This window comes from Amycolatopsis sp. NPDC051071 (genome assembly GCF_040682875.1).
Lineage (GTDB): Bacteria > Actinomycetota > Actinomycetes > Mycobacteriales > Pseudonocardiaceae > Amycolatopsis.
Genome location: NZ_JBFBBY010000069.1, coordinates 19,724 through 40,823 on the forward strand (window position 1 = coordinate 19,724; position 21,100 = coordinate 40,823).

Here is a 21,100-nt window from a genome sequence, read left to right on the forward strand (position 1 = left end):
TGGCCGAGGGAAGGGTGCCTTCACGCGGGCTCAGGAGCGGAAAGGCCCGGTCACCTCGTAGGTGATCCCGCCAGGACGAGCCGGAAGTGCCGCGCTGCGACGAGAAGTACAGCCGGTTCCCCGCCGGGGTGAACGCGGGCCCGCAGATCTCGGACGAGCTCTGGCCGGAGATACGCAGGAAGGGCGCCACGATGTCGTTCGGCGTGATGACGCAGATCTCCATGTTCCCGCCGTCCTCGGCGACGAACAGGTCACCCGACGAGGTGCCGGTGACGTTGTCGACCCCGGTCAGCGGCGCCGAACCGGGGCTGACCAGCGAGTCGTCGTAGGCGAGTTCGTAGGTGCTGTTCGTCAGGTTGAGCTGCCAGACGCGGTTGTCACCCTTGGTGGTGAACCAAGCGGTGTCGTTGGCGTAGTGCAGGCCTTCGCCGCCGGTGAACCGCTTCGCGCCGGACACCTGGTCGCGGGTGGCCGTGGGGGAGCCGTCCGGATCGGGCACGTTCGCCCAGGTGAAGCTGCCCGACGTCGCCGAGCCGGCCTTCAGCACCTGCAGCGTCCCGGCGGCGAGGTCACCCCAAGTCGTCGGGACGAAGCGGTAGAAGCAGCCGTCCGTGGTGTCCTCGGTCAGATAGACGACCTTGCGCACCGGGTCGGCCGCGGCGGCCTCGTGCTTGAACTTCCCCATCGCGGGCCGCTGGACCGCCGCCGACGCCGGACCGTTCGGCTGGCATTCGTAGACGAAGCCGAGATCGATCTCCTCACAGGAAAGCCAGGTACCCCAAGGGGTTTTGCCGCCCGCGCAGTTCTGCCTGGTGTTGGCGAGGACGCGGTGGGCGCCGGTGATGGTCCCGCTCGCGTCGAATTTGACCGCACTCGCGCCGCCGCCAGGGTTGATCTCGGAGTTCGACACGTAGATCCAGCCGCTGCCGTCGGCGAAGACCGCGCCGCCGTCGGGGGCGCTGTGCCAGGTGTAGCCGGTGCTCGCGACCTTCTGGCCGGAGCGTGCGATGACGCGGCTGGTGAATCCCGCGGGCAATTGGATCCCGTTGGCGTCGGCCGCCTGGAGTGCGCCGTACGGGCTGGGTCCGTTTTGCGCGGGCGCGGCCAAAGCCGCCCCCGAAAGCCGGTTGCCGAACGCCGTGACACCGGCGCCGACCACGGCCGCGCGCAGGAAGTTCCGTCGCTTCACTCATGCCTCCAAGACATCCGCTGAAGTGGTGGTGCGGGAAAGGAGCGGATCGGAGGTTACGGGTGGAACGGGACTTCCAGGTGAATTCGCGGCGTATTCACCGCGAGAAGACAACTTTCGCAGGAAACCTTCGCTCAGCACGATTTCCTTCGCTTTGCGCAGCCCCGGAGCTTCGTCTCCGCCACGTTGTTCCGCGATGTCGATGGCGAGGAGTATCCGGTCGAGCGGGGCACAGCCTCCATTGCGGTGGTGGCGGCGTCCGATCAGGTGACGCCAGGCGGTGAGTTGGTCGTCGAGTCCCGGCTCCCCGGGAACGGCCCGGAGTAACGCGCGAAGCAGGACTCTCATCTGGTTTTCGTTGCTGGGCAAGGTGTTCCGGGCCAAGGTGTCGGCAAGGGTGCTGCGTGACTGACCGGTCGCGGCGGCCAGCGCGCGGATGCTGAGGCCGCTTCGGTCGCGGAGTTCGCGCAAATGCGCCATGAAAGCCGATTCCGTGTTCATCGACGTGCTCGCGCGGACGTGGATTGGCGGAGAACGGCGCCGAGCAGGGTGACCGCGATCCCCGCCGCGATCGGCGCGCTCGTACCGGCGAAGGTCAGCACCGTGGTGAATGCGGCGAGAATGCTCAGACAGACGATCTGACCGGCCGAAACGCACGTGCGCCTCGGCCACAGGGGGTACAGGATTCCGTGACTCATGACCTTGCCCTCTCCAGGCTCGGTGGCCGCACCCGGCGGGGTGGCACGGAATCTACGTTATCAAACCGTGATATAAAGTTTAAGGCTGATTAATGTCCGGATCCGTCCGGATCCCGGAATGCCGGAGGCCCCGGATCCCTGATCAGGATCCGGGGCCTCGGCCTCGCGTCGTTACGCCGCTTGGGCGACCGGAGCCGTCGCCGGGGCCAGCGCGATGTCCAGCACGTCACGGACGTTGGCCACGGCGTGGACGTCCAGTTGTGCCAGCACCTCGGCCGGGACGTCGTCGAGATCCGGCTCGTTGCGCTGCGGGATGATCACCGTCTTCATCCCCGCCCGGTGCGCGGCCAGCAGCTTCTGCTTGACCCCGCCGATCGGCAGCACACGCCCGGTCAGCGACACCTCACCGGTCATCGCGACGTCCGATCGCACGACCCGGCCCGAAAGCAGGGACGCCAGCGCGGTCGTCATCGTGATGCCGGCACTCGGGCCGTCCTTGGGGACCGCGCCGGCCGGGACGTGCACGTGGATGCCGCGGTCCTTCAGGTCGCCGACCGGCAGTTCCAGCTCCGCGCCGTGCGAACGCAGGTACGAGAGCGCGATCTGCACCGACTCCTTCATCACCTCGCCCAGCTGACCGGTCACTGACAGCCCGGTCGAGCCGGATTCGGGATCCGCCAGCGACGCCTCGATGTAGAGGACATCACCGCCTGCGCCGGTCACCGCCAGACCGGTCGCCACGCCGGGGATCGACGTACGCTGCGTCGACGCGGGCAGCGAGGACTCCGGCAGGTGCCGCGGGCGGCCGAGGTAGGTCTCGAGCCCGTCGGCGTCGATGATCAGCGGCAGCTCGACCTCGTCCAGCGCGACCTTGGTGGCCACCTTTCGCAGCACCTTCGCGATGGTCCGGTTCGCGTTGCGCACCCCGGCTTCCCGCGTGTACTCGGCGGCGATCCGGCTGAACGCGTCATCCGTCAGCGTGACGTCGCCCTTGTCGATACCGGCGCGTTCCAGCTCGCGGGGGAGCAGGTGATCGCGGGCGATGATGACCTTCTCGTGCTCGGTGTAGCCGTCGAGGGTGACCAGCTCCATCCGGTCCAGCAGCGGGCCGGGGATGGTTTCGAGCGCGTTCGCCGTCGCGAGGAACACGACGTCGGACAGGTCCAGCTCGACCTCGAGGTAGTGATCGCGGAACGTGTGGTTCTGCTCCGGGTCCAGCACCTCCAGCAGTGCCGCCGTCGGATCGCCGCGGTAGTCGGCGCCGACCTTGTCGATCTCGTCGAGCAGCACGACCGGGTTCATCGAGCCCGCTTCCTTGATGGCGCGGACGATCCGGCCGGGCAGCGCGCCGACGTAGGTGCGGCGGTGACCGCGGATCTCGGCCTCGTCACGGATGCCGCCGAGCGCGACACGGACGAACTTGCGGCCCATCGCCTTCGCCACGGACTCGCCGAGCGACGTCTTGCCGACCCCGGGAGGACCGGCGAGCGCCAGTACCGTGCCTGCCCCTCGCCCACCACCACCCTCAACGGAGCTTCGCCCTGCCCCGATCCCACGGCGTCCGCCGACCGGGCCCAAACCCGATTCGGCGCGCCGCTTGCGCACGGCCAAGTACTCGATGATGCGTTCCTTCACGTCGTCGAGACCGGCGTGATCGGCGTCGAGGATGTCACGCGCGGCGGCGATGTCGTGGACGTCGGTGGTGCGCTCGTTCCACGGCAGTTCGAGGACGGTATCCAGCCATGTGCGGATCCAGCCGCCCTCGGGGGACTGCTCGGAGGTCCGCTCCAGTTTGTCCACTTCGGACAGTGCGGCCTTCTTGACCGCGTCCGGCAGTTCGGCGGCCTCGACGCGGGCACGGTAGTCGTCGTCGTTGGCGGTGCCGTCGAGTTCGCCCAGCTCCTTGCGGATCGCTTCGAGCTGGCGGCGCAGCAGGAACTCCTTCTGCTGCTTCTCCATGCCCTCCTGGACGTCCTTGCGGATGGTGTCGGTGACCTCCAGCTCGGCGAGCTGCTCGCGGCTCCATTCGAGAGCCTTTTCGAGGCGGGCCGAAACGTCGAGCGCGGTCAGCAGTTCGAGCTTCTGCTCGGTGTTCAGGTACGACGAGTTGCCCGCGAGGTCGGCGAGCGCGGACGGGTCCTCGACCTCCTGGACGGCGTCGATCATCTGCCAGCCGCCACGCTGCTGGAGGATCGCGAGGACGACGCTCTTGTACTCCGACGCGAGCTTCGCGGACCGGTCGTCGGTGGTCTCGGTGGCGGCTTCGGCGTGCACCCAGCGGGCGGCGCCGGGGCCGTCGGCGATGCGGCCGACCACGGCGCGGCGGGTACCGCGCAACAGCACCGCCGTCTTGCCACCCGGCACGCGACCGATGCGCTCGACGGTCGCGATGGTGCCGAGTTCGGCGTACTCGCCGTGGACGCGGGTGACGATCAGGACCTCGGCCTTGGCGCCGGCGCCGGACCGGATCCCCGGGAAGGAAGCCTGGGCAGGCGTGTTGGCCTGGGCGGACTCCACCGCGGCACGCGTCTCCGTGTCGGCGAGGTCGAGCGGGACGATCATGCCCGGCAGCACGACGTCGTCATCGAGCGGGAGAACGGGCAGGAGGCGGTTGTCGGTCATCTGTGCACTCCTCGGTTAGTTGAGTCTGACTAGCTCAACTCTCCGATCGACCCGTTTGTTTCCTTTCGTTGTTCGCCGTGAGCGATCGACCCTCCGCTCCGACCTCTGCTCCGCCCAGGGCCCCGACGCAGCGCGTTTAGCCCGCTAAACGCGAGTGCCCTGGACCAGAGGTCGGATCTCTGAGGTGCCCGGGCGTCACAAAGGCCTCCTTTGAGACGTTGAACGTCCCAAAGGAGGCCTTCAGGACACCCACGCCCACTGCTCTGACCTCTGTCCCGGCCAGGGCCCCGACGCAGCGCGTTTAGCCCGCTAAAGGCGAGTGCCCTGGACCAGAGGTCGGACGTCAGGGGTGGGTGGCGACCCCGCACCAGGCGAACGGCCGGGCGCCTTCCTCGTCCCGCCGGAGCTCACGGACGGGCCGCCAGTCGGGCAGGTGGACGACGCCGGGCTCCAGAAGCGTCCAGTCCCCGAAGAGGGGTTCGAACTCTTCGCGGTCTCGCATCCACACGGGATTGCTCGTCTTCCGGTACTGCTCGACCATCCAGCGGAGCCCGTCGGCGTCCTTGCCGGTCTGGCCGCCGAAGCTCATATGCGAAAGCCCCAGCCAGCTGCCCGGCGCCAGCGCGTTCCGGTAGGTCGCGACCAGCGACGGCGGATCGTCGTGCGGCCCGGCGAAATGCAGGACGGCCATCAGCAGCAGGCAGACCGGCTGCTCGAAGTCGATCAGCCGCCGTGTCTCCGGATGCCGCAGGATCTCCCTCGGCCGCCGCATGTCCGCCTGGATGATCCCGGCCCAGTCGGTCGCCTCGTGCCGTTCGAGGATCAGCTCCGCGTGCGCCACCGCGACAGGCTCGTAGTCGACGTACACGACCTTCGCTTGATCGCCCGGCTCCAGTTCCTCCTGGACGATCTCGTGCACGTTCCCGGCTGTCGGGACACCGGACCCCAGATCGATGAACTGCCGGATCCCCGCCTTCAGTGCCGCGCGCACGACGCGGTTCATGAACTCGCGGTTGTGCCGCGCCCCGGGTTTGACCCAGCGCCACTGCTCTTCCAGTTTGCGGGCGAACTCGCGGTCGACAGCCCAGTTGTGGGTCCCGCCGAGATACCAGTCGTAGATTCTCGCCGCGGACGGCTTTTCGGTGTCGACCCCGGTCGGCGCCACCGGGGCCGCGTCATCGTCCCTGGTCACAGAAACCCCCTGATCTTCGAAGATCAGCCTAGCGAGATCACGGCACCGCGGGGCGCCGCCGCCAGTACGTCCAGAGCGGCCGGTAGCCCTGCGCGTACCAGAACGGCGTCGAGCGCGGATTGGCCGGCGCGTGGTGCAGCAGCACGGCCTCGGTCCCGCATTCGTCGAACACCTGGTGCGCGTGCGCGGCGAGCGCGGAACCCACACCGCTCGATCGCGCCGCTTCGGCCACCGCCAGCGAAGACAGATAGCCGACGCGGTCGGCGGCGACCCGGCCGCGGATCCACGATGTGTCGTCGGGGAACTGCACCCGGACCATGCCCAGCGCGCGTCCGTACAGCTCCGCGATCCACAGCGTGGGGTTTTCCCGTCCGAGTTCTTTCGACAGGTCCGCCGTGATCGCTTCCTTCGCGCCCTCGCGCAACGTGACAGAACCGAACTGCGCGTCATAACGCTGCAATTCCAGCTCGAGTCCGACGGCGGTTTCGAGATCATCCGCTTCGGCGGGCCGGATGTGCACTCCGGGCGTCGCGGGCCGCCCCGTCGCGGCGAGCCGATCGGCCGGGCGGACCGCGATCACCAGCACCGGAGCGAATCCGCGGTGCAGTAATTCGGCCGAACCCGGCGAATCGCGGCTGGGCCGCACCACGGTCGCCGCCGTTTCGACATCTCCCGGTGGCGCCACCGTCTTCAGATGTTCATCCCATCGGGTGAGTAATGCGTCAAGGGCCGCTTCGGGGCGGGGGCCGGTGAGTCTGGCTTCGAGGCGATGTTCGACGAGCGCCCGCCACGGAGAGTCAACAGAATCAGGGCCCGCTTCGGTACGTACCGACAAACCGGCGGCGGCGGAGTCGCCGGCTGTCGCGGAGAGTGACGCGGCACCCTCGACAGGCTCCAGTGCAGGCATTTCCGGGAGCAAGGCGTCCACAGTGGCGAGCCGCTCGGCATGTCCGGCAGCGATCGCGTGGCTATTCATAGCCCTATTCAAACCCCTACTGACGGGTCCGCGGGGAACTTCACGAGATTGGCCGCGGCATGGCCCCAGGTGACTTCCGGTAGTCGGAAGGAACGCGAATAACGCTCCCATTTCACCCCGTGGTCCACGCAGGTCAGCGCGGCGAGGCCATTGTTAACCCTGGGGTGATCTCATACTGTCTCGAATGGGACTTGGGTACGCCCTCCGGGGTACTGTATTGCCCCTGTCCCGAGGTCGCGGTAGGACAAGACCGGTTGGGCAGCCGGGAAGGAAGGTCGGATGCCGGACACGAACGGCAGGCCCGTGAGCGCCGCACAGGCGGCACCGGGCAAGGGAGGCGCCGTTACGGAAGCTCGAACCGACGAGCGACGGTTCCGCGTCTACACCTTCGCGGTACTCACCATGGGCATCGCCGCGGCCGCCGCGGTCAGCCTGTGGCTGGACTTCGAGGCCTCGGACGATCTGTTGTGGATCGGGCCGATCCTCGCGCTCGCCTTCCTGCTGGCCGAACAACTCGGGATCAACGTCGACGTCCGCAGCGGCATCTCCTGGACGATCTCGTTCACCGAGATCCCGCTGGTCATCGGATTCTTCGTCGCTCCCTTCGAAGTCGTCCTCGCCGCGCATCTCGCGGCGGGCATCGGAACCCTGCTGGCACGCAAGGTCGCGGGCCGTGTCCTCTACAACGCCGGCGCGTTCCTGCTGGAGATCACCGGCGCGTTCGCCGTGGCAGGACTGGTGAAACAGGCCTCCGGCGCGCAGGACATGACGTGGATCGCCGCGCTGGCAGGCACTTTGACCGCGCCGCTGGTGAGCACGCTGCTCGCGCTCGCCGCCGTCCGCGTGCTGCGCCGCCGGATGCGGGTGAGTACCGCGATCCGGCTGACCGGCCGCATCCTCGTCGTCGGTTTCGTCAACGCCTCGGTCGGACTTTCCGGCTACCTGGTCATTTCCAGCACGCCGAAGGCCTGGCCGCTCGTGCTGGCGGTCTTCCTCGGCCTCACCGCGTTGTACTGGGCCTACTCGGATCTGCTGCGCGAGCAACGCGACATGGAAGCGCTGTCCGACGTCAGCCTGATGGTCGCGCGATCCGGTCAGCAGGCCGCCGCCCGGCCCGCCGGTCGCGCCGACGAACTCGTCGGCGGTGTGGACGTCCGTGAGTGGGCGACCATCGCCGAACGCATCAAGGACCAGCTCGCCGCCGGCCGCGTCGTGCTCCGGCTGCGGCTGGAACCCAAGGACACCATGCGGATGGTCGTCGCGGGTGACGAACTCCCGCCGGCCGACCCGGCCGCCGACGATCCGTTGCTGCGCCTGCCCGGCGCGCACGTCCGGCATTTCCGGATCACCGAAGCGAATCCCGACGTCCGGTCCGCGTTGCTCGACCGCGGCGCGCAAGAGGCGCTGGTGGTTCCGTTGCGCAGCGCCAACCAGCTCCTCGGCGTCGTGGAAGCGCACGACAGGCTTTCCCGCTGGCGTGGTTTCGGCAAATACGACGTCCAGCTGCTCGGCACGATGGCCAGCCACCTCGCGACGTCGCTGGACAACCGGCGCCTGCTCGCGACCCTGCGCCACGACGCCTACCACGATCCGCTGACCGGCCTGCTCAACCGGCCCGGCTTCCGCCAGGTGGCCAAGGAACCGTTGCGGGAACAGGTCAACGCCGTCGTGCTCCGGGTCGATCTGGACGTGTTCTCCACCGTCAGCGACGCACTGGGCTATGTCTGGGCGGACCGGATGGTCATCGCCGCCGGACGTCGTATCCGCGACGCGCTCGGCCCCGACGTCCCGCTCGCCAGGCTCGAAGGCGCGTCCTTCGCGGCACTCCTCGTCGGCTGCGCACCGGAACGCGCACAGGCCGCGGCGGAACTGCTTCGCGCGGAACTCGTCGCCCCATACCCGGTGGACCGGCTGTCCGTCGAAGCCAACGCGATGATCGGCTACGCGACCTCTTCGGCGGACGACGACGACCAGGTCGACGTCGACGGTCTCCTGCAGCGCGCCGACGTCGCCGTGCGTGCGACCAAGGGCGGTGAAGAGGTCCGCGGCTACATGGCCAGCATGGGCCAGATCTTCATGCGCCGGTTCCAGATGGTCACGCAGTTCCGGCAGTCGCTCGAAGAAGGCCAGCTCAGCGTCCACTACCAGCCCAAGATCACCTTGCCGAACCGGCAGATCCAGGGTGTCGAGGCGCTGGTGCGCTGGGTGCACCCCGAGTTCGGCAGGCTCGGCCCGGACGAGTTCGTCCCGGCGATCGAAGCGGCCGGCCTCATCGGCGTCCTCACGTCCTTCGTGCTCGAAGAATCGCTGAAGCGCGTCCGGAAGTGGCTCGACGAGGGCCTGCGCATCTCGGCGGCGGTCAACCTGTCGGTACGGAACCTGGCCGACGAGGACTTCCCGACGAAGGTCGCCCGCGAACTCGACCGCTTCGGCATCCCGCCCGAGCTGCTCACCTTCGAGCTGACCGAATCCGGTGTGATGTCCGACCCGCAGAAGGCGCTGCCGATCCTGCGCGAACTGCACTCGCTGGGCATCGTGCTCGCCGTCGACGACTTCGGCACCGGCTACTCGTCGCTGGCCTACCTGCGGCAGCTCCCGGTCGATCAGGTCAAGATCGACAAGAGCTTCGTCCTCGGCATGGGAACCGACCTCGGCGACCTCGCCGTCGTGCGCTCCATCGTCGAGCTGGGCCACTCGCTCGGTCTCACGGTCGTCGCGGAAGGTGTCGAGGAAGACGTCGCGAGGGATCAGCTCGAAGCGATGGGATGTGACGTGGCACAGGGTTACCTCATCTCGCGGCCGTTGCCGGAGGATCGCCTGGAGGCGTGGCTGCAGGCTCGCACGGCTCGCTCGCCTGGGCGACACCAGGAGACCGTCTTGACCCTGCTGACCTGAGGTTTCGCGGTAACCGGGCCCCCGGTCAAGGCCGCTGAACCGGCCTGCTAATCTTTTCAAGTCCTCGCGAGAGGCAAGGCCCCTTTAGCTCAGTCGGTAGAGCGTTTCCATGGTAAGGAAAAGGTCTACGGTTCGATTCCGTAAAGGGGCTCGCAACCTCAGCCGCGTCACGCCTGCGTGTCGCGGCCAGGGTTATGTAAGGGCGGTGTAGCTCAGCTGGCAGAGCAAGCGGCTCATAATCGCTGTGTCGCCGGTTCAAGTCCGGCCACCGCTACGCGGTAATCCTGGGTATCCCAGGCCTAGTAGAGAAGGAAATGCTGTGGCTGCCACTGACGTGCGACCGAAGATCACGCTCGCGTGTGAGGAGTGCAAGCACCGCAACTACATCACCAAGAAGAACCGGCGCAACGACCCGGATCGCCTGGAGATGAAGAAGTTCTGCCCGAACTGCGGTACGCACCGGACTCACAAAGAGACCCGCTGAGCGTTCAGCGTTCTCCAAGCGCGTTCTACAAGCCTCACCCGAAGCCGCCCTGGTCTGACCAGGGCGGCTTCGTGCTGTCACGGGTTGGGTAGCCTGCTCGGGTGGCCTTGGACCAGTCGTTCACCGGGCGGGTGTACCCGCCGACCAGTACCTATGAAGTGAGCCGCGAGAAGATCCGGGAGTTCGCCGACGCACTCGGCGACGCGAACCCGCTCTATCGCGACGCCGACGCGGCGAAGGCGGCCGGATACCCCGACGTCATCGCGCCGCCGACGTTCCTCACGATCATCAACCTCGCCTCGATCAACGCGATCGTCACCGACCCAGAGCTGGGTCTCGACTATTCGCGGATGGTCCACGGCGACCAGAGGTTCACCTACGTGCGGCCCGTGCACGCGGGCGATGTGCTGTCGCTCACGACGCATATCGACAACGTCATGGCCCGTGCCGGAAACGACTTCATCAACCTGCGAGCCGAGATCGCCGGCGCCGACGGTGGCCCGATCGCGACCACGCACGCTCAGCTCGTCGTCCGAGGGGAGGGCGCGTGAGCACGTTCACCGCCGGGGAAGAACTGACGCCGCTGATCGTCGACGTCACCAGGGAGCAGCTGGTGCGCTACGCGGGCGCTTCGCTGGACTTCAACCCCATTCACTGGAACGAGGCCTTCGCCAAGGAGGTCGGCCTGCCGGACGTCATCGCGCACGGCATGCTGACCATGGCACTCGGCGCGCGGCTCGTCACCGACTGGCTCGGCGACCCCGGCCGCCTCATCGACTACTTCGCCCGCTTCACGCGCCCCGTCATCGTGCCGAACGACGGCGCGGCGAGGATCGAGTTCACCGGCAAGGTGGCCGTGGTCAACGACGACGGCACCGCGCGTATCGACATCACCGCCAAGTTCGACGGCAAGGCCGTCCTTGGCAAGGCCCAAGTGGTCGCCCGCGCCTGAGCCCCCGGGGGAGCAAGGGACCTTTGCTATCACTCGCTTAGCATGCCTAAGTAAGTGATAGCAAAGGTCCCTTGCTGTCTTTCCGCAGGTCAGCGGCGGTGCGGAAAACGACGCGACGCCCCGTAGGCGCGCGAAGCGTCCTTCTGGTCTCGAGCTTGTCTATGAAGGAATTGGGACACTCAACGTCCCAAATCCTTCATGGACGCGGACCAGCGGCCTCCGAAGCGACCAGCCAAGCGAACGCGAAGCGCCCTAAGGCAGCTTCAGCAGCTTCTCGATGACCTCGGCCATGCCTTCCTCGCCTCGCGCGTTCGGATGCAGCGGCGCCGCGGGTACGGCCGGGGCGGGGCCCTCGACCCAGCGCCGGTTCGCGGCAGTGCACATGTCGCGCCCCTTGCTCGCGGTCGACATATTGGCGAAGCCCGCTTCGTGTTCCTTCGCAGTCTCCTCCAGTGCGGTGTTCAGCCGCGTCAGCGAGGCGCGGAAGTAGGCGACGTCCCCGGCGCCGACGGCCAGGACGGGCCAGCAGCCGCTGTCGTCGTCCGGCAGCACCGAGGGGTAGCCGACGACCACGACGCGCGCTTCGGGTGCCTTCGAGCGGATCTGGTCGAGGACGCCGCCGAGCCGGTCCGCGGCGGCGGTGATCCGCTCGACGAGCTGATCCCGTCCGCCCGCGGTCAGTTGCGTCTTGCACGGCGAAGCGGTCTGGTGCTGCGTCGCGCATTGGCCCGCGAAGCCGACGAAGCCGACGTCGTTGCCTCCGATACCGACGGTCACCAACGTGGTGTCGCCGTTGATCGCGTCGAGCTGCGGCGCGTTCGTGCCGTCGCGGGTCTTCTGCTCGCCGGTGAGGTGCTCGGTCGTGGCGCCACCGCAGCTGACGTCGACGAACTCCGCCGGACGCAGGCTCGCCGACAGCAGGCTCGGGTAATTGTTGTCCGAGCGGTCGCAGCCTTTCGGCGTCCCCGTCGGCCGCCCGGTGCCCGGCGACGCCGTGTACGAATCACCCAGAGCGACATATCGGCCCGTGCCATCCGAGGTGGTGACCCCCGGTGGTGTTACCGACGTGCCTTGCTCCCACAGGTGGTAGGCAATCCCCAGGACGGACAGCACGATCACCAGGAACAGACAGCCGCCGCCAGTTCTCCGCTGCGTCACCCGTTCGTTGTACGCGACCGAGGTCACCTTGTCATCGGTCCGACTGTCGGTGAAGTACGCGTGAACGGGTGATCACGGGTTGACTGAGACGTGGATCACGTTCAGGGTGGGCGCGTATCTGGCCTGACCTCGCCGACGGCGAATCCTGACCCACGCGCGCTCCTGGAGGTAAAGGGAGGGGCCTTCAGTCGTTCGGGACGAGAGCGCGCAGCTCGGCGGCGATTTCGAGGGCATGAGTGACGTCGCGTGCGAGGTAGTGCGGGTCGACGAAGGCCTCGGTGATCCCGGTTTCGGCGGCCGCCTCCAGCGCCGCGGCGACGTCCTTGAGATCGGTGTCCGGTCTCGGGTTGAGCCGCAACACCCGCCGCAGCAGGCCGGGATCGCGGCCGGCCTTCTCTGCCGCCCTCACCGCGGTCTCCCAGAGCTTCGCGAGCTGGGGCGCGGGCAGCCCGGCGGGAAGCCAGCCGTCGGCACGGCGGCCGACGCGGTCCAGCGCCGCCGCGGACCAGCCGCCCAGCAGCACCGGCGGATGCGGACTTTGGTCCGGTCGCAAACCCACCTTGGACGCCGGGATCCGCCAATGCGCGCCGTCGTGTTCCACCGGATCGCCGGTCCAGTACTCCCGAAGGACGTCGAGAAGCTCTTCCAGCCGCTTGCCGCGGCCCTGCCAAGGCGTGCCGGTCGCGGTGTATTCGTCCCGGAGCCAGCCGACGCCCAGGCCGACGTCCAGCCTGCCCCCGCTCATCTGATCGAGCGAAGTGAGCATCCGGGCGAGCAGTACGGCCGGGTACACCGTTCCGGTAAGGGTGCTGGTGCCGAGCCGGACCCTCTTCGTGGCGGTCGCGGCGGCCGTCAGCAGGATCAGCGGGTCGGCGAAGGTGACGAACTCGGGCGGGTACGGCCGTTCCGGCGTGCCCCCTGGATAGAAGTCCGACGGCTTGACCGGGGTCAGCACACGATCTCCGACCCACAGGGACTCGTAGCCGAGCTCCTCGACAGCGGTCGCGAAACCGGTGACGGCGTCCATCGTCGCAAGTGGACCGTACTGCGGAAGGGCGATGCCCAGGCGCATCGCGGTCACCGCGCTTCGGCGAGCAGCCGACCCATCCTGGTGATCCCTTCGGCAAGATCGTTTTCGGCCAGCGCATAGGAAATCCGGAAGTACCCCGGTGTCCCGAACGCCTCGCCGGGCACCACGGCGACCTCGGCCTCGCGCAGGATCAGATCGGCGAGCGCCACCGTGTCGGCCGGCCGCTCGCCACGGATCTCCTTGCCCAACAAGGCTTTCACCGACGGATACAGATAGAAGGCGCCGAGTGGCACCGGAGTCTCGACGCCGGGAATCTCGGAAAGTAGCGAAAGGGCCTTCTTGCGGCGGGCGTCGAACGCTTCCCGCATCGCGTGAACGGCGTCGAGCGGACCGCTCACGGCCGCCAGCGCGGCCCGCTGCGCGACGTTCGACACGTTGCCGCACAAATGCGACTGGTACGCCGTCGCCGCCTTGACCACGTCCTGCGGGCCGAGCAGCCAGCCCACCCGCCAGCCGGTCATCGAGTACGTTTTCGCGACCCCGTTGAGCACCACCGTCCGGTCGGCGAGCTCCGGCACCAGGACGGGCATCGACGGCGCTTCGGCGCCGTCGTAGACCAGATGCTCGTAGATCTCGTCCGTGATCACCCAGAGGCCGTTCTCGTACGCCCAGCGACCGATCGCCTCGACCTGCTCGCGGGGGTAAACCGCGCCTGTCGGATTCGACGGCGAGACGAACAGCAGCACCTTCGTGCGGGGCGTCCTCGCTGCTTCGAGCTGCTCGACGGTGACCAGGTAGTCCGTCGTCTCGTCCGCCGTGACCGGTACTCCGACGCCACCGGCGAGCGCGATCGACTCCGGATAGGTCGTCCAGTACGGCGCGGGCAGCAGCACCTCGTCGCCGGGGTCGAGCAGCGTCGCGAACGCGGAATAGACCGCCTGCTTGCCGCCGTTGGTCACCAGGACGCGGCCGGGGTCCACCTCGAACCCGGAATCGCGGACGGTCTTCGCCGCGATCGCCGCACGCAGCTCGGGCAGTCCGCCCGCGGCCGTGTAGCCGTGATTCACCCTGTCCCGGACGGCCGCTTCGGCGGCTTCGAGCACGTTGGCCGGGGTCGGGAAATCCGGCTGACCAGCGCCGAACCCGATCACCGGACGGCCTTGCGCCTTGAGCTCCCGTGCCTTCGCGTCGACGGCCAAAGTCGCCGACGGCGTGATGCCGCCGATGCGGGCCGAGACACGTGATGCCGGTGAAGGCGAGGGTGCGGGAGCGCTCATGGCGACATCGTGGCACGATCATGGGGTCGGCCGTGGGGGAGTTCCTCGCGGAAGGCTGCTCCGTGCCGGTTTCAGGGGCGCGGTTGCGAAGCTGTTCGGGGGTTGCCGTAGACTTCTGGTCTCGGTACGCACTACGGTCATCCCCGCCACGGCGGTGGGGACGATGGAATGCGTCCTCGGAAGCTCCGGAACCTCGGGGTTCCAAAGGGGTGTAGCTCAATTGGCAGAGCAGCGGTCTCCAAAACCGCAGGTTGCAGGTTCAAGTCCTGTCACCCCTGCGTAAGCGAACTGGTGAAGGCGGAGGAGTGGTCGTGAGCGACAGCGACGCCAGCGGTGACAAGGCGCAGGACGGCGCCGGGCGGAAGCCCGATGATCAGTCCCGTCCGGTGACCGCCGCTGCCCGGCGTGAGCGCCGTGCGTCCGCGCGCCCGTCCGGTAAGGCCGACGCGAAGTCGGAAGACAAGACCCGCCCCGCCGGCAAGGCGAAGGCCGGGGACAAGACCGAGAAAACCAAGGACGCCAAGGGCACCGCGACCCCGAAGCGCGACCGCAAGCCGAAGCAGGCGTCGATTTTCGCCCGGCTCATGCGGTTCATCCGCGAGGTCTGGGCCGAGCTGCGCAAGGTCATCTGGCCGAACCGCAAGCAGATGGTCACCTACACCGCCGTGGTGCTGGTCTTCGTGGTGTTCATGGTGGCGCTGGTGAGCGGCCTCGACCTCGCCTTCAAAGAGGTCGTGGGTGCCGTTTTCGGCAGCTGAGGCAACCGGTGACGGTGCCTTGAGCGCACCGCTCGCCTGCCCGGCGCCACGGCAAGCGATCAACTGAGAGGACGGAACGTGACCTCCGACAACGGCACAGCAGCCGGTCATGAGCTGACCGAGCTTTCCGACGAGCAGGTGCACTCGGCACTCGGCGACGAGCAGTCCGAGCACCTGGACTCCGTCGAGGTGCCCGCCACAGGCGACGAGGTCGACGAAGCCGGAGATGACGCGGAGGCCGACGAGGCGTCCGCCGAGACCGAAGAGGTCGACGCCGCCGACGACGCCGACGACACAGCCGCCGAGGCTGAGCCCGAAGACGTCGACCCGGTCGCGAAGCTGCGCGCTGAACTCAACGCCGCTCCCGGTGAGTGGTACGTCGTGCACTCCTACGCGGGCTACGAGAACAAGGTCAAGACCAACCTCGAGACCCGTACCCAGACGCTGGACGTCGAGGACTACATCTTCCAGATCGAGGTCCCGACCGAAGAGGTCACCGAGATCAAGAACGGCCAGCGCAAGCTGGTGCAGCGCAAGGTGCTGCCCGGCTACATCCTGGTCCGGATGGACCTGAACGACGCCTCGTGGAGCGCGGTGCGCAACACGCCGGGCGTCACCGGGTTCGTCGGTGCCACTTCGCGTCCGTCGCCGCTGACCGTGGACGACGTGCTGAAGTTCCTCGCGCCCAAGGTCGAGGCCGCGCCCGCCAAGCCCGGCAAGGGCGAGGCAGCCGCTTCGGAGTCGCAGCTCGGTGGCCCCGCCGTCGAGGTCGACTTCGAGATCGGCGAGTCGGTCACCGTCATGGACGGCCCGTTCGCGACGCTGCCCGCGACGATCTCCGAGGTCAACGTGGACGGACAGAAGCTGAAGGTCCTGGTGTCGATCTTCGGCCGGGAGACCCCGGTCGAACTGTCGTTCAACCAGGTCTCCAAGATCTGACGGCCGCCAGACGGCCGGCAGTCCCCGCGTACTGGCAGGTGTGCGGGGGACTCAAGTCAGTAAGAAGGAACCAACGAAATGCCACCCAAGAAGAAGAAGAAGCTTGCGGCGATCATCAAGCTGCAGATCAAGGCGGGTGCGGCCAACCCCGCGCCGCCGGTCGGCCCCGCGCTGGGTCAGCACGGCGTCAACATCATGGAGTTCTGCAAGGCCTACAACGCCGCGACCGAGTCGCAGCGCGGGGACGTCGTCCCGGTCGAGATCTCCGTGTACGAAGACCGCTCGTTCGACTTCAAGCTCAAGACGCCGCCGGCCGCGAAGCTGCTGCTGAAGGCCGCGGGCGTGGAGAAGGGCTCCGGCGAGCCGCACAAGACCAAGGTCGCCAAGGTCACCTGGGACCAGGTCCGCGACATCGCGAAGACCAAGGAATCCGACCTGAACGCGCACGAGATCGACCAGGCCGCGAAGATCATCGCCGGTACTGCTCGCTCGATGGGCATCACGGTCGTCGACTGAGCTGTTTTTCAGCACCGCGTGGGAGAGCCAGTGCTGGCTCCAACACCACACTGATCCGCTTGAATAGTTAAGGACAGAAGCATGACCAAGCACAGCAAGGCCTACCGTCAGGCCCTCGAGCTGGTGGACCGCGAGCGGCTGTACGCCCCGCTCGAAGCCGCGAAGCTGGCCAAGGAGACCTCCAAGTCGAAGATGGACGCCACCGTCGAGGTCGCCATGCGCCTCGGTGTCGACCCTCGTAAGGCCGACCAGATGGTCCGCGGCACCGTGAACCTGCCGCACGGCACCGGTAAGACCGCTCGCGTCATCGTTTTCGCCGTTGGTGACAAGGCCGCCGAGGCCGAAGCCGCCGGCGCTGACGTGGTCGGCACCGACGAACTGATCGAGCGCATCCAGGGTGGCTGGCTCGACTTCGACGCCGCGATCGCGACGCCGGACCAGATGGCGAAGGTCGGGCGTATCGCCCGCATCCTCGGCCCGCGTGGCCTGATGCCGAACCCGAAGACCGGCACCGTGACCCCCGCGGTCGCGAAGGCCGTGACGGACATCAAGGGCGGAAAGATCAACTTCCGCGTTGACAAGCAGGCCAACCTGCACTTCGTGATCGGCAAGGCGTCGTTCGACACCGAGAAGCTGGTGGAGAACTACGCGGCCGCGCTGGACGAGATCCTCCGCGCCAAGCCGTCGTCGGCGAAGGGCCGCTACCTGCGCAAGGTCGTCGTCTCCACGACGATGGGCCCGGGCATCCCGGTCGACCCCGCCCGGACCCGCAACCTCCTCTCCGAGGACGCGTAGGTTTGAGTCGGACATCACTGACGAAGGGGCGGTCCCGCTACGGCGGGGCCGCCCCTTTTTCGTGTTTGCTGGAGAGCATGCCTACTTTCGCTTCGTTCGACGGGCTCCAGCTGAGTTACACCGTGTGGGAAGGCGAAGGGCGTCCGGTGCTCCTGCAGCACGGCTTCGCCGCCGACACGAACGCCAACTGGATCGCGCCCGGCGTCGTCTCCACCTTGCGGGAGGCGGGGCTGCCCGTGATCAGCCTCGACGCGCGCGGGCACGGGCGGTCGGCGAAGCCGCACGACGAGGCGAGCTACGGCGACGACGCGATGGTCCGCGACGTGTCGGCTCTGCTCGACGCGCTGGGCATCGACGAGGTGTCCATGGTCGGCTACTCGATGGGCGCGATGATCGCGCTCGGCGCGGTGGCCGCAGACCCGCGGATCCGGTGCCTCGCGATCGGCGGCGTCGGTTCGGGGATCGTCGACTTCGGCGGCGTCGACACCCGCGTCGTCACCCCGGAGGCGATCAGCGAGGCTCTGCTCGCTTCGGACCCTTCGGCGCTTCCGCCGTCCTCGGCACCTTTCCGTGCTCTGGCCGACGCTTTGCGAGCCGACCGCGTCGCTCTGGCGGCCGTCGCACGAGGAACGGCGAATCCGAAACTGGACCTGACGGCCATCGCCGTCCCGACCCTGGTCCTCGCCGGCGACACCGACCCGCTGGCCGCCGAACCCGAACGACTGGCCGCCGCCATCGCCGGCGCCCGCCTGGTCCGCGTCCCCGGCGATCACATGACCGCCGTCATGCACCCCGCCTTCGGCTCCGCCCTGACCGGCTTCCTCACTTCGCACGACCTCTGACGTGCGTTTAGCGGGCTAATCGCGATCTGGCGGGGACGCGCGTTTAGCGGGCTAATCGCGAATCAGCTGGGTGTGGTGGTCGGGGACGGGGGAGGACAGGCCTTGGGACCGGGCGTGTGCCCGGTGATCAGCCACTGACCGTCGTTGACCAGCGAGACCGTGAAGTCTCCGAGGGCAGGACCGCCCGAGATGGTGAAATCGCAGGACTTGACGATCACACTGTTTCCCGGAGGCCAGCCGGACCGCTTCGAGATCGACTCCGCGTAGTCGTCGGCCCCTCGGGCCTCGGCATGAAGCTTCTCGACGGCGTCCTTGCAGTCCGCGGCGTTCACATCGATCGCGAATTGCTGCTGAGTGCGTTCCTCGAACCTGCCGCAGACGAAATCGACCATGCTCTTCTGGCCCGCGCCGTGCTGGGCGATGCCGTCATAGACACTGCGAACGGCTTCGTAGGGGGACGCGCTGGTGAGGATCTTGTTGGTCTTGTAGGTGCCGCCGCCCTCGGAAGCGACCTGTTGTGACGTCTTGCCGTCGTCGCTCGGGAAGATCTGCCGGTAGGCGATGGTGCCCGCGATGGCGATCAGCAGGATCGCGATCATCCAGGCGACGAGCTTCCCGCCCAGCCGACGCAGCCAGCGTGGGGCGCGCGGTCGCGGAGCTTTGACGAGTTCACCGGGAGGTGGTCCCGGCGGCGCGGGTGGCTGACCGCCGTAATGCTGGGTCACGGGCTGCGCGGGCTGGGACGGCGCGAGGCCCTGGCTCTGCGCCTCGGTGAACTTCAGATAGTCCTGGAACTGCTGAAACTGCTGGAACTGGCGTAGTTGCTCCTCGTCCAGCTGAGGCGCGGGCTGACCTCCCGCCTTGGGCTCGATGTCCGTGCCGGGCTCACTGCCCGGCTTTCCGTCATCACGCTGCTCCGCCACGTCACCATGATGCCCCGCGATGCCGTCGTCGCACTCCGCCGGTCGCGTTTAGCCCGCTAAACGCGCTCCGGGGGGCCCGTGCGGAGGCCGGGAGAGGGTCACGTATTCTTGTCAAGGTTCTACCGAAGACCGCTGGTCTTCTCCGGTCATCTGGCCTGGAGAACGAAGGCCCCGCTAGGGCGGGCGACCCGCGCAGGAGGAACGAGGCTCGCCCGCGACGCATCCCGTCGCGTGCCCTGACGCCCCGCGCCTGTCTGCGCTGGGGCGTTTCGTCGTTTCAGGGCTCTCAAGGCCAGTGGATCACTAGCCAAGAGAGGAGGCGACCATGGCGAAGCCCGACAAGGAGGCGGCCGTCGCCGAGATCGCGGAGAGCTTCCGCAGCAGCTCGGCCACAGTCGTTACCCAGTACACCGGCCTCTCCGTGTCCCAGCTGTCCCAGCTGCGCCGCGCTCTCGGCACCAGTGCCAAGTACCGGGTCGCGAAGAACACCCTCGTCAAGCGTGCCGCCACGGACGCGGGCATCGAGGGCCTTGAAGACCTGTTCGTCGGCCCGACCGCCATCGCCTTCGTCGAAGGTGAAGCTGTTGACGCCGCGAAGGCGCTTCGCGACTTCGCGAAGGACAACAACGCGCTTGTGATCAAGGGCGGCTTCATGGACGGCAAGACGCTGTCCGTGGACGAGATCAACAAGATCGCCGATCTCGACAGCCGTGAGGTCCTGCTCGCCAAGGCGGCGGGCGCGTTCAAGGCGAAGCTGTCCCAGGCCGCCGCGCTGTTCCAGGCGCCGGCGTCCCAGGTCGCTCGCCTGGCTGCCGCGCTGGAGGAAAAACAGCGCAACGCCGGTACCGAAGCAGCCGAAGCACCCGCCGAGAGCTGAACACCCCCCACCCCGAACTTTTAGTTCGTTTCAGAGAGGAAAGCCACCATGGCGAAGCTGAGCACCACCGAGCTGATCGACGCCTTCAAGGAGCTCACCCTTCTTGAGCTGTCCGAGTTCGTGAAGGAATTCGAGGACACCTTCGACGTGACCGCGGCCGCCCCGGCTGCCGTCGTCGCCGCTGCCCCGGGTGCCGCCCCGGCCGCCGCCGCCGAGGAGCAGGACGAGTTCGACGTCGTCCTCGAGTCGGCCGGCGAGAAGAAGATCCAGGTCATCAAGGTCGTCCGTGAGGTCGTCTCGGGCCTGGGCCTGAAGGAGGCCAAGGAGCTGGTCGAGGCCGCTCCCAAGGCCCTCCTGGAGAAGGTCGACAAGGAGGCCGCCGAGGCCGCCAAGGAGAAGCTCGAGGCCGCGGGCGCCAAGATCACCATCAAGTGATCCCGGGCGCGTCAGCGCCTAACCGCAGCATCGCCGAAAGGGCGGGCATCCAGTACGGATGCCCGCCCTTTCGCTTTGCTCACGACCGTTGCGCCGGGCGCGTGCTTCCCGACTACAGGGAAACGCGCTTACTACGGAAGGCAAATTGTGACGACGGTCCGCACTCTTCGTGTCCGGTATTTCGCCCATGCGTCACTTTCCCCGTTCGAAGTCGAAAAGCGGATCAAAGAGGCGAAAACGCAGATCGAGGATCCCGGCTCCGACGAGCCTCAGCCGGACTACACGGACCGCCTGCTCATCGAGATCCTCGCCCAGCAGGTCGCTGCCAGGCGCCATCTGCTGGTACTGGCCCTCATCGCGGTGCTGGGTGTCGCGGCTTCGGTGATCTGCGCGATCGTCATCGCAGTCCAGGTCACGAAGGCCAATCAGTCCGGCAGCGGCTCGTCGTCCTCGTCCTACTGCGGCATCTACCGCTGCAGGCCACCGGCGTCATCGACCGCCGACGCGGCAACGGACAAGGCGATCAGTTGATCCGGCTCCAT

21 protein-coding genes, 3 tRNA genes and 1 pseudogene are annotated in these 21,100 nt (G+C 67.7%); 15 read left to right on the forward strand and 10 right to left on the reverse strand.

Annotated features, from left to right (window positions below; genetic code table 11):
• Positions 1–30 precede the first annotated feature (30 nt).
• The 6 genes and pseudogenes from AB0M65_RS22230 to AB0M65_RS22255 all read right to left on the reverse strand — a co-directional run bounded on the left by AB0M65_RS22230 (position 31) and on the right by AB0M65_RS22255 (position 6,677).
• Positions 31–1,189 (reverse strand): annotated as a pseudogene (locus tag AB0M65_RS22230) (alkaline phosphatase PhoX).
• On the reverse strand, positions 1,190–1,690 hold the full coding sequence (locus tag AB0M65_RS22235; protein ID WP_364030439.1) for a helix-turn-helix transcriptional regulator: 501 nt from the start codon (positions 1,688–1,690) through the stop codon (positions 1,190–1,192).
• Positions 1,687–1,887, reverse strand: a complete 201-nt coding sequence (locus tag AB0M65_RS22240; RefSeq protein WP_364030442.1) for a hypothetical protein — start codon at positions 1,885–1,887, stop codon at positions 1,687–1,689. The genes AB0M65_RS22235 and AB0M65_RS22240 overlap by 4 nt, the downstream gene beginning before the upstream one ends.
• A 171-nt stretch (positions 1,888–2,058) precedes the next feature.
• The gene (lon, locus tag AB0M65_RS22245) at positions 2,059–4,509 is read right to left on the reverse strand and encodes an endopeptidase La (RefSeq protein WP_364030445.1); all 2,451 of its coding nucleotides are present in this window, start codon (positions 4,507–4,509) and stop codon (positions 2,059–2,061) included.
• A 343-nt stretch (positions 4,510–4,852) separates the two neighbouring features.
• Entirely contained in the window at positions 4,853–5,701 is an 849-nt protein-coding gene (locus AB0M65_RS22250; protein WP_364030448.1) for an SAM-dependent methyltransferase, read from the reverse strand.
• Positions 5,702–5,738: 37 nt separating this feature from the next.
• Positions 5,739–6,677: a GNAT family N-acetyltransferase gene (locus AB0M65_RS22255; protein WP_364030451.1), complete on the reverse strand. Its 939-nt coding sequence runs from the start codon at positions 6,675–6,677 to the stop codon at positions 5,739–5,741.
• A gap of 279 nt (positions 6,678–6,956) precedes the next feature.
• Between AB0M65_RS22255 and AB0M65_RS22260 the strand changes: the two genes are divergently transcribed.
• The 6 genes from AB0M65_RS22260 (at position 6,957) to AB0M65_RS22285 (ending at position 11,008) form a co-directional block, all read left to right on the forward strand.
• Complete coding sequence (locus AB0M65_RS22260) at positions 6,957–9,572, forward strand: EAL domain-containing protein (RefSeq protein WP_364030454.1); 2,616 nt, start codon at positions 6,957–6,959, stop codon at positions 9,570–9,572.
• Between the two features lie 78 nt (positions 9,573–9,650).
• A tRNA-Thr gene (locus AB0M65_RS22265) sits at positions 9,651–9,723 on the forward strand.
• Between the two features lie 50 nt (positions 9,724–9,773).
• A tRNA-Met gene (locus AB0M65_RS22270) sits at positions 9,774–9,846 on the forward strand.
• Positions 9,847–9,891: 45 nt separating this feature from the next.
• Positions 9,892–10,056, forward strand: coding sequence for a 50S ribosomal protein L33 (gene rpmG, locus AB0M65_RS22275; RefSeq protein ID WP_020668467.1), 165 nt, complete (start codon positions 9,892–9,894; stop codon positions 10,054–10,056).
• A 101-nt stretch (positions 10,057–10,157) separates the two neighbouring features.
• A complete protein-coding gene (locus AB0M65_RS22280; protein ID WP_364030457.1) occupies positions 10,158–10,607 on the forward strand; it encodes a MaoC family dehydratase N-terminal domain-containing protein in 450 nt (149 codons plus the stop codon).
• Entirely contained in the window at positions 10,604–11,008 is a 405-nt protein-coding gene (locus AB0M65_RS22285) for a MaoC family dehydratase (RefSeq protein WP_364030460.1), read from the forward strand. The genes AB0M65_RS22280 and AB0M65_RS22285 overlap by 4 nt, the downstream gene beginning before the upstream one ends.
• 252 nt (positions 11,009–11,260) lie before the next feature.
• On the opposite strand, the gene AB0M65_RS22290 is transcribed toward AB0M65_RS22285, so the two are convergent.
• The 3 genes from AB0M65_RS22290 to AB0M65_RS22300 form a co-directional block, all read right to left on the reverse strand.
• Complete coding sequence (locus tag AB0M65_RS22290) at positions 11,261–12,193, reverse strand: SGNH/GDSL hydrolase family protein (RefSeq protein WP_364030463.1); 933 nt, start codon at positions 12,191–12,193, stop codon at positions 11,261–11,263.
• A gap of 157 nt (positions 12,194–12,350) precedes the next feature.
• Positions 12,351–13,247 (reverse strand): TIGR03619 family F420-dependent LLM class oxidoreductase, encoded by an 897-nt coding sequence (locus tag AB0M65_RS22295; RefSeq protein ID WP_364030466.1) that lies wholly within the window; start codon positions 13,245–13,247, stop codon positions 12,351–12,353.
• Entirely contained in the window at positions 13,244–14,473 is a 1,230-nt protein-coding gene (locus AB0M65_RS22300; RefSeq protein ID WP_364030469.1) for a pyridoxal phosphate-dependent aminotransferase, read from the reverse strand. Before AB0M65_RS22300 ends, AB0M65_RS22295 begins: the two co-directional genes overlap by 4 nt.
• A gap of 205 nt (positions 14,474–14,678) precedes the next feature.
• On the opposite strand from AB0M65_RS22300, the gene AB0M65_RS22305 reads away from it, so the two are divergent.
• The 6 genes from AB0M65_RS22305 to AB0M65_RS22330 all read left to right on the forward strand — a co-directional run bounded on the left by AB0M65_RS22305 (position 14,679) and on the right by AB0M65_RS22330 (position 18,323).
• A tRNA-Trp gene (locus AB0M65_RS22305) sits at positions 14,679–14,751 on the forward strand.
• 27 nt (positions 14,752–14,778) lie between these two features.
• A complete protein-coding gene (gene secE, locus AB0M65_RS22310; RefSeq protein ID WP_364030472.1) occupies positions 14,779–15,231 on the forward strand; it encodes a preprotein translocase subunit SecE in 453 nt (150 codons plus the stop codon).
• A 78-nt stretch (positions 15,232–15,309) separates the two neighbouring features.
• On the forward strand, positions 15,310–16,170 hold the full coding sequence (gene nusG, locus AB0M65_RS22315; protein ID WP_364030475.1) for a transcription termination/antitermination protein NusG: 861 nt from the start codon (positions 15,310–15,312) through the stop codon (positions 16,168–16,170).
• A 78-nt stretch (positions 16,171–16,248) separates the two neighbouring features.
• Complete coding sequence (gene rplK, locus AB0M65_RS22320) at positions 16,249–16,686, forward strand: 50S ribosomal protein L11 (RefSeq protein WP_364030478.1); 438 nt, start codon at positions 16,249–16,251, stop codon at positions 16,684–16,686.
• 81 nt (positions 16,687–16,767) lie between these two features.
• Positions 16,768–17,481, forward strand: coding sequence for a 50S ribosomal protein L1 (gene rplA, locus AB0M65_RS22325; protein WP_364030481.1), 714 nt, complete (start codon positions 16,768–16,770; stop codon positions 17,479–17,481).
• A gap of 77 nt (positions 17,482–17,558) precedes the next feature.
• The gene (locus AB0M65_RS22330; RefSeq protein ID WP_364030484.1) at positions 17,559–18,323 is read left to right on the forward strand and encodes an alpha/beta hydrolase; all 765 of its coding nucleotides are present in this window, start codon (positions 17,559–17,561) and stop codon (positions 18,321–18,323) included.
• 62 nt (positions 18,324–18,385) lie between these two features.
• On the opposite strand, the gene AB0M65_RS22335 is transcribed toward AB0M65_RS22330, so the two are convergent.
• Positions 18,386–19,246: a hypothetical protein gene (locus AB0M65_RS22335; RefSeq protein ID WP_364030487.1), complete on the reverse strand. Its 861-nt coding sequence runs from the start codon at positions 19,244–19,246 to the stop codon at positions 18,386–18,388.
• A gap of 325 nt (positions 19,247–19,571) precedes the next feature.
• Between AB0M65_RS22335 and rplJ the strand changes: the two genes are divergently transcribed.
• The 3 genes from rplJ to AB0M65_RS22350 all read left to right on the forward strand — a co-directional run bounded on the left by rplJ (position 19,572) and on the right by AB0M65_RS22350 (position 21,089).
• Positions 19,572–20,123, forward strand: coding sequence for a 50S ribosomal protein L10 (gene rplJ / locus AB0M65_RS22340; protein ID WP_020633288.1), 552 nt, complete (start codon positions 19,572–19,574; stop codon positions 20,121–20,123).
• 48 nt (positions 20,124–20,171) lie between these two features.
• Positions 20,172–20,558 (forward strand): 50S ribosomal protein L7/L12, encoded by a 387-nt coding sequence (gene rplL, locus AB0M65_RS22345; protein ID WP_364030491.1) that lies wholly within the window; start codon positions 20,172–20,174, stop codon positions 20,556–20,558.
• A gap of 147 nt (positions 20,559–20,705) precedes the next feature.
• On the forward strand, positions 20,706–21,089 hold the full coding sequence (locus tag AB0M65_RS22350) for a hypothetical protein (protein ID WP_364030494.1): 384 nt from the start codon (positions 20,706–20,708) through the stop codon (positions 21,087–21,089).
• Positions 21,090–21,100 lie beyond the last annotated feature (11 nt).

Excerpts from the sequence above, each read along its gene's own strand:
- AB0M65_RS22235 (WP_364030439.1), bottom strand. The coding sequence starts at position 1,690 with ATGAACACGGAATCGGCTTTCATGGCGCATTTGCGCGAACTCCGCGAC.
- AB0M65_RS22240 (WP_364030442.1), bottom strand. The coding sequence starts at position 1,887 with ATGAGTCACGGAATCCTGTACCCCCTGTGGCCGAGGCGCACGTGCGTT.
- lon (WP_364030445.1), bottom strand. The coding sequence starts at position 4,509 with ATGACCGACAACCGCCTCCTGCCCGTTCTCCCGCTCGATGACGACGTC.
- AB0M65_RS22255 (WP_364030451.1), bottom strand. The coding sequence starts at position 6,677 with ATGAATAGCCACGCGATCGCTGCCGGACATGCCGAGCGGCTCGCCACT.
- AB0M65_RS22260 (WP_364030454.1), top strand. The coding sequence starts at position 6,957 with ATGCCGGACACGAACGGCAGGCCCGTGAGCGCCGCACAGGCGGCACCG.
- AB0M65_RS22300 (WP_364030469.1), bottom strand. The coding sequence starts at position 14,473 with ATGAGCGCTCCCGCACCCTCGCCTTCACCGGCATCACGTGTCTCGGCC.
- rplK (WP_364030478.1), top strand. The coding sequence starts at position 16,249 with ATGCCACCCAAGAAGAAGAAGAAGCTTGCGGCGATCATCAAGCTGCAG.
- rplA (WP_364030481.1), top strand. The coding sequence starts at position 16,768 with ATGACCAAGCACAGCAAGGCCTACCGTCAGGCCCTCGAGCTGGTGGAC.
- AB0M65_RS22330 (WP_364030484.1), top strand. The coding sequence starts at position 17,559 with ATGCCTACTTTCGCTTCGTTCGACGGGCTCCAGCTGAGTTACACCGTG.
- rplJ (WP_020633288.1), top strand. The coding sequence starts at position 19,572 with ATGGCGAAGCCCGACAAGGAGGCGGCCGTCGCCGAGATCGCGGAGAGC.
- rplL (WP_364030491.1), top strand. The coding sequence starts at position 20,172 with ATGGCGAAGCTGAGCACCACCGAGCTGATCGACGCCTTCAAGGAGCTC.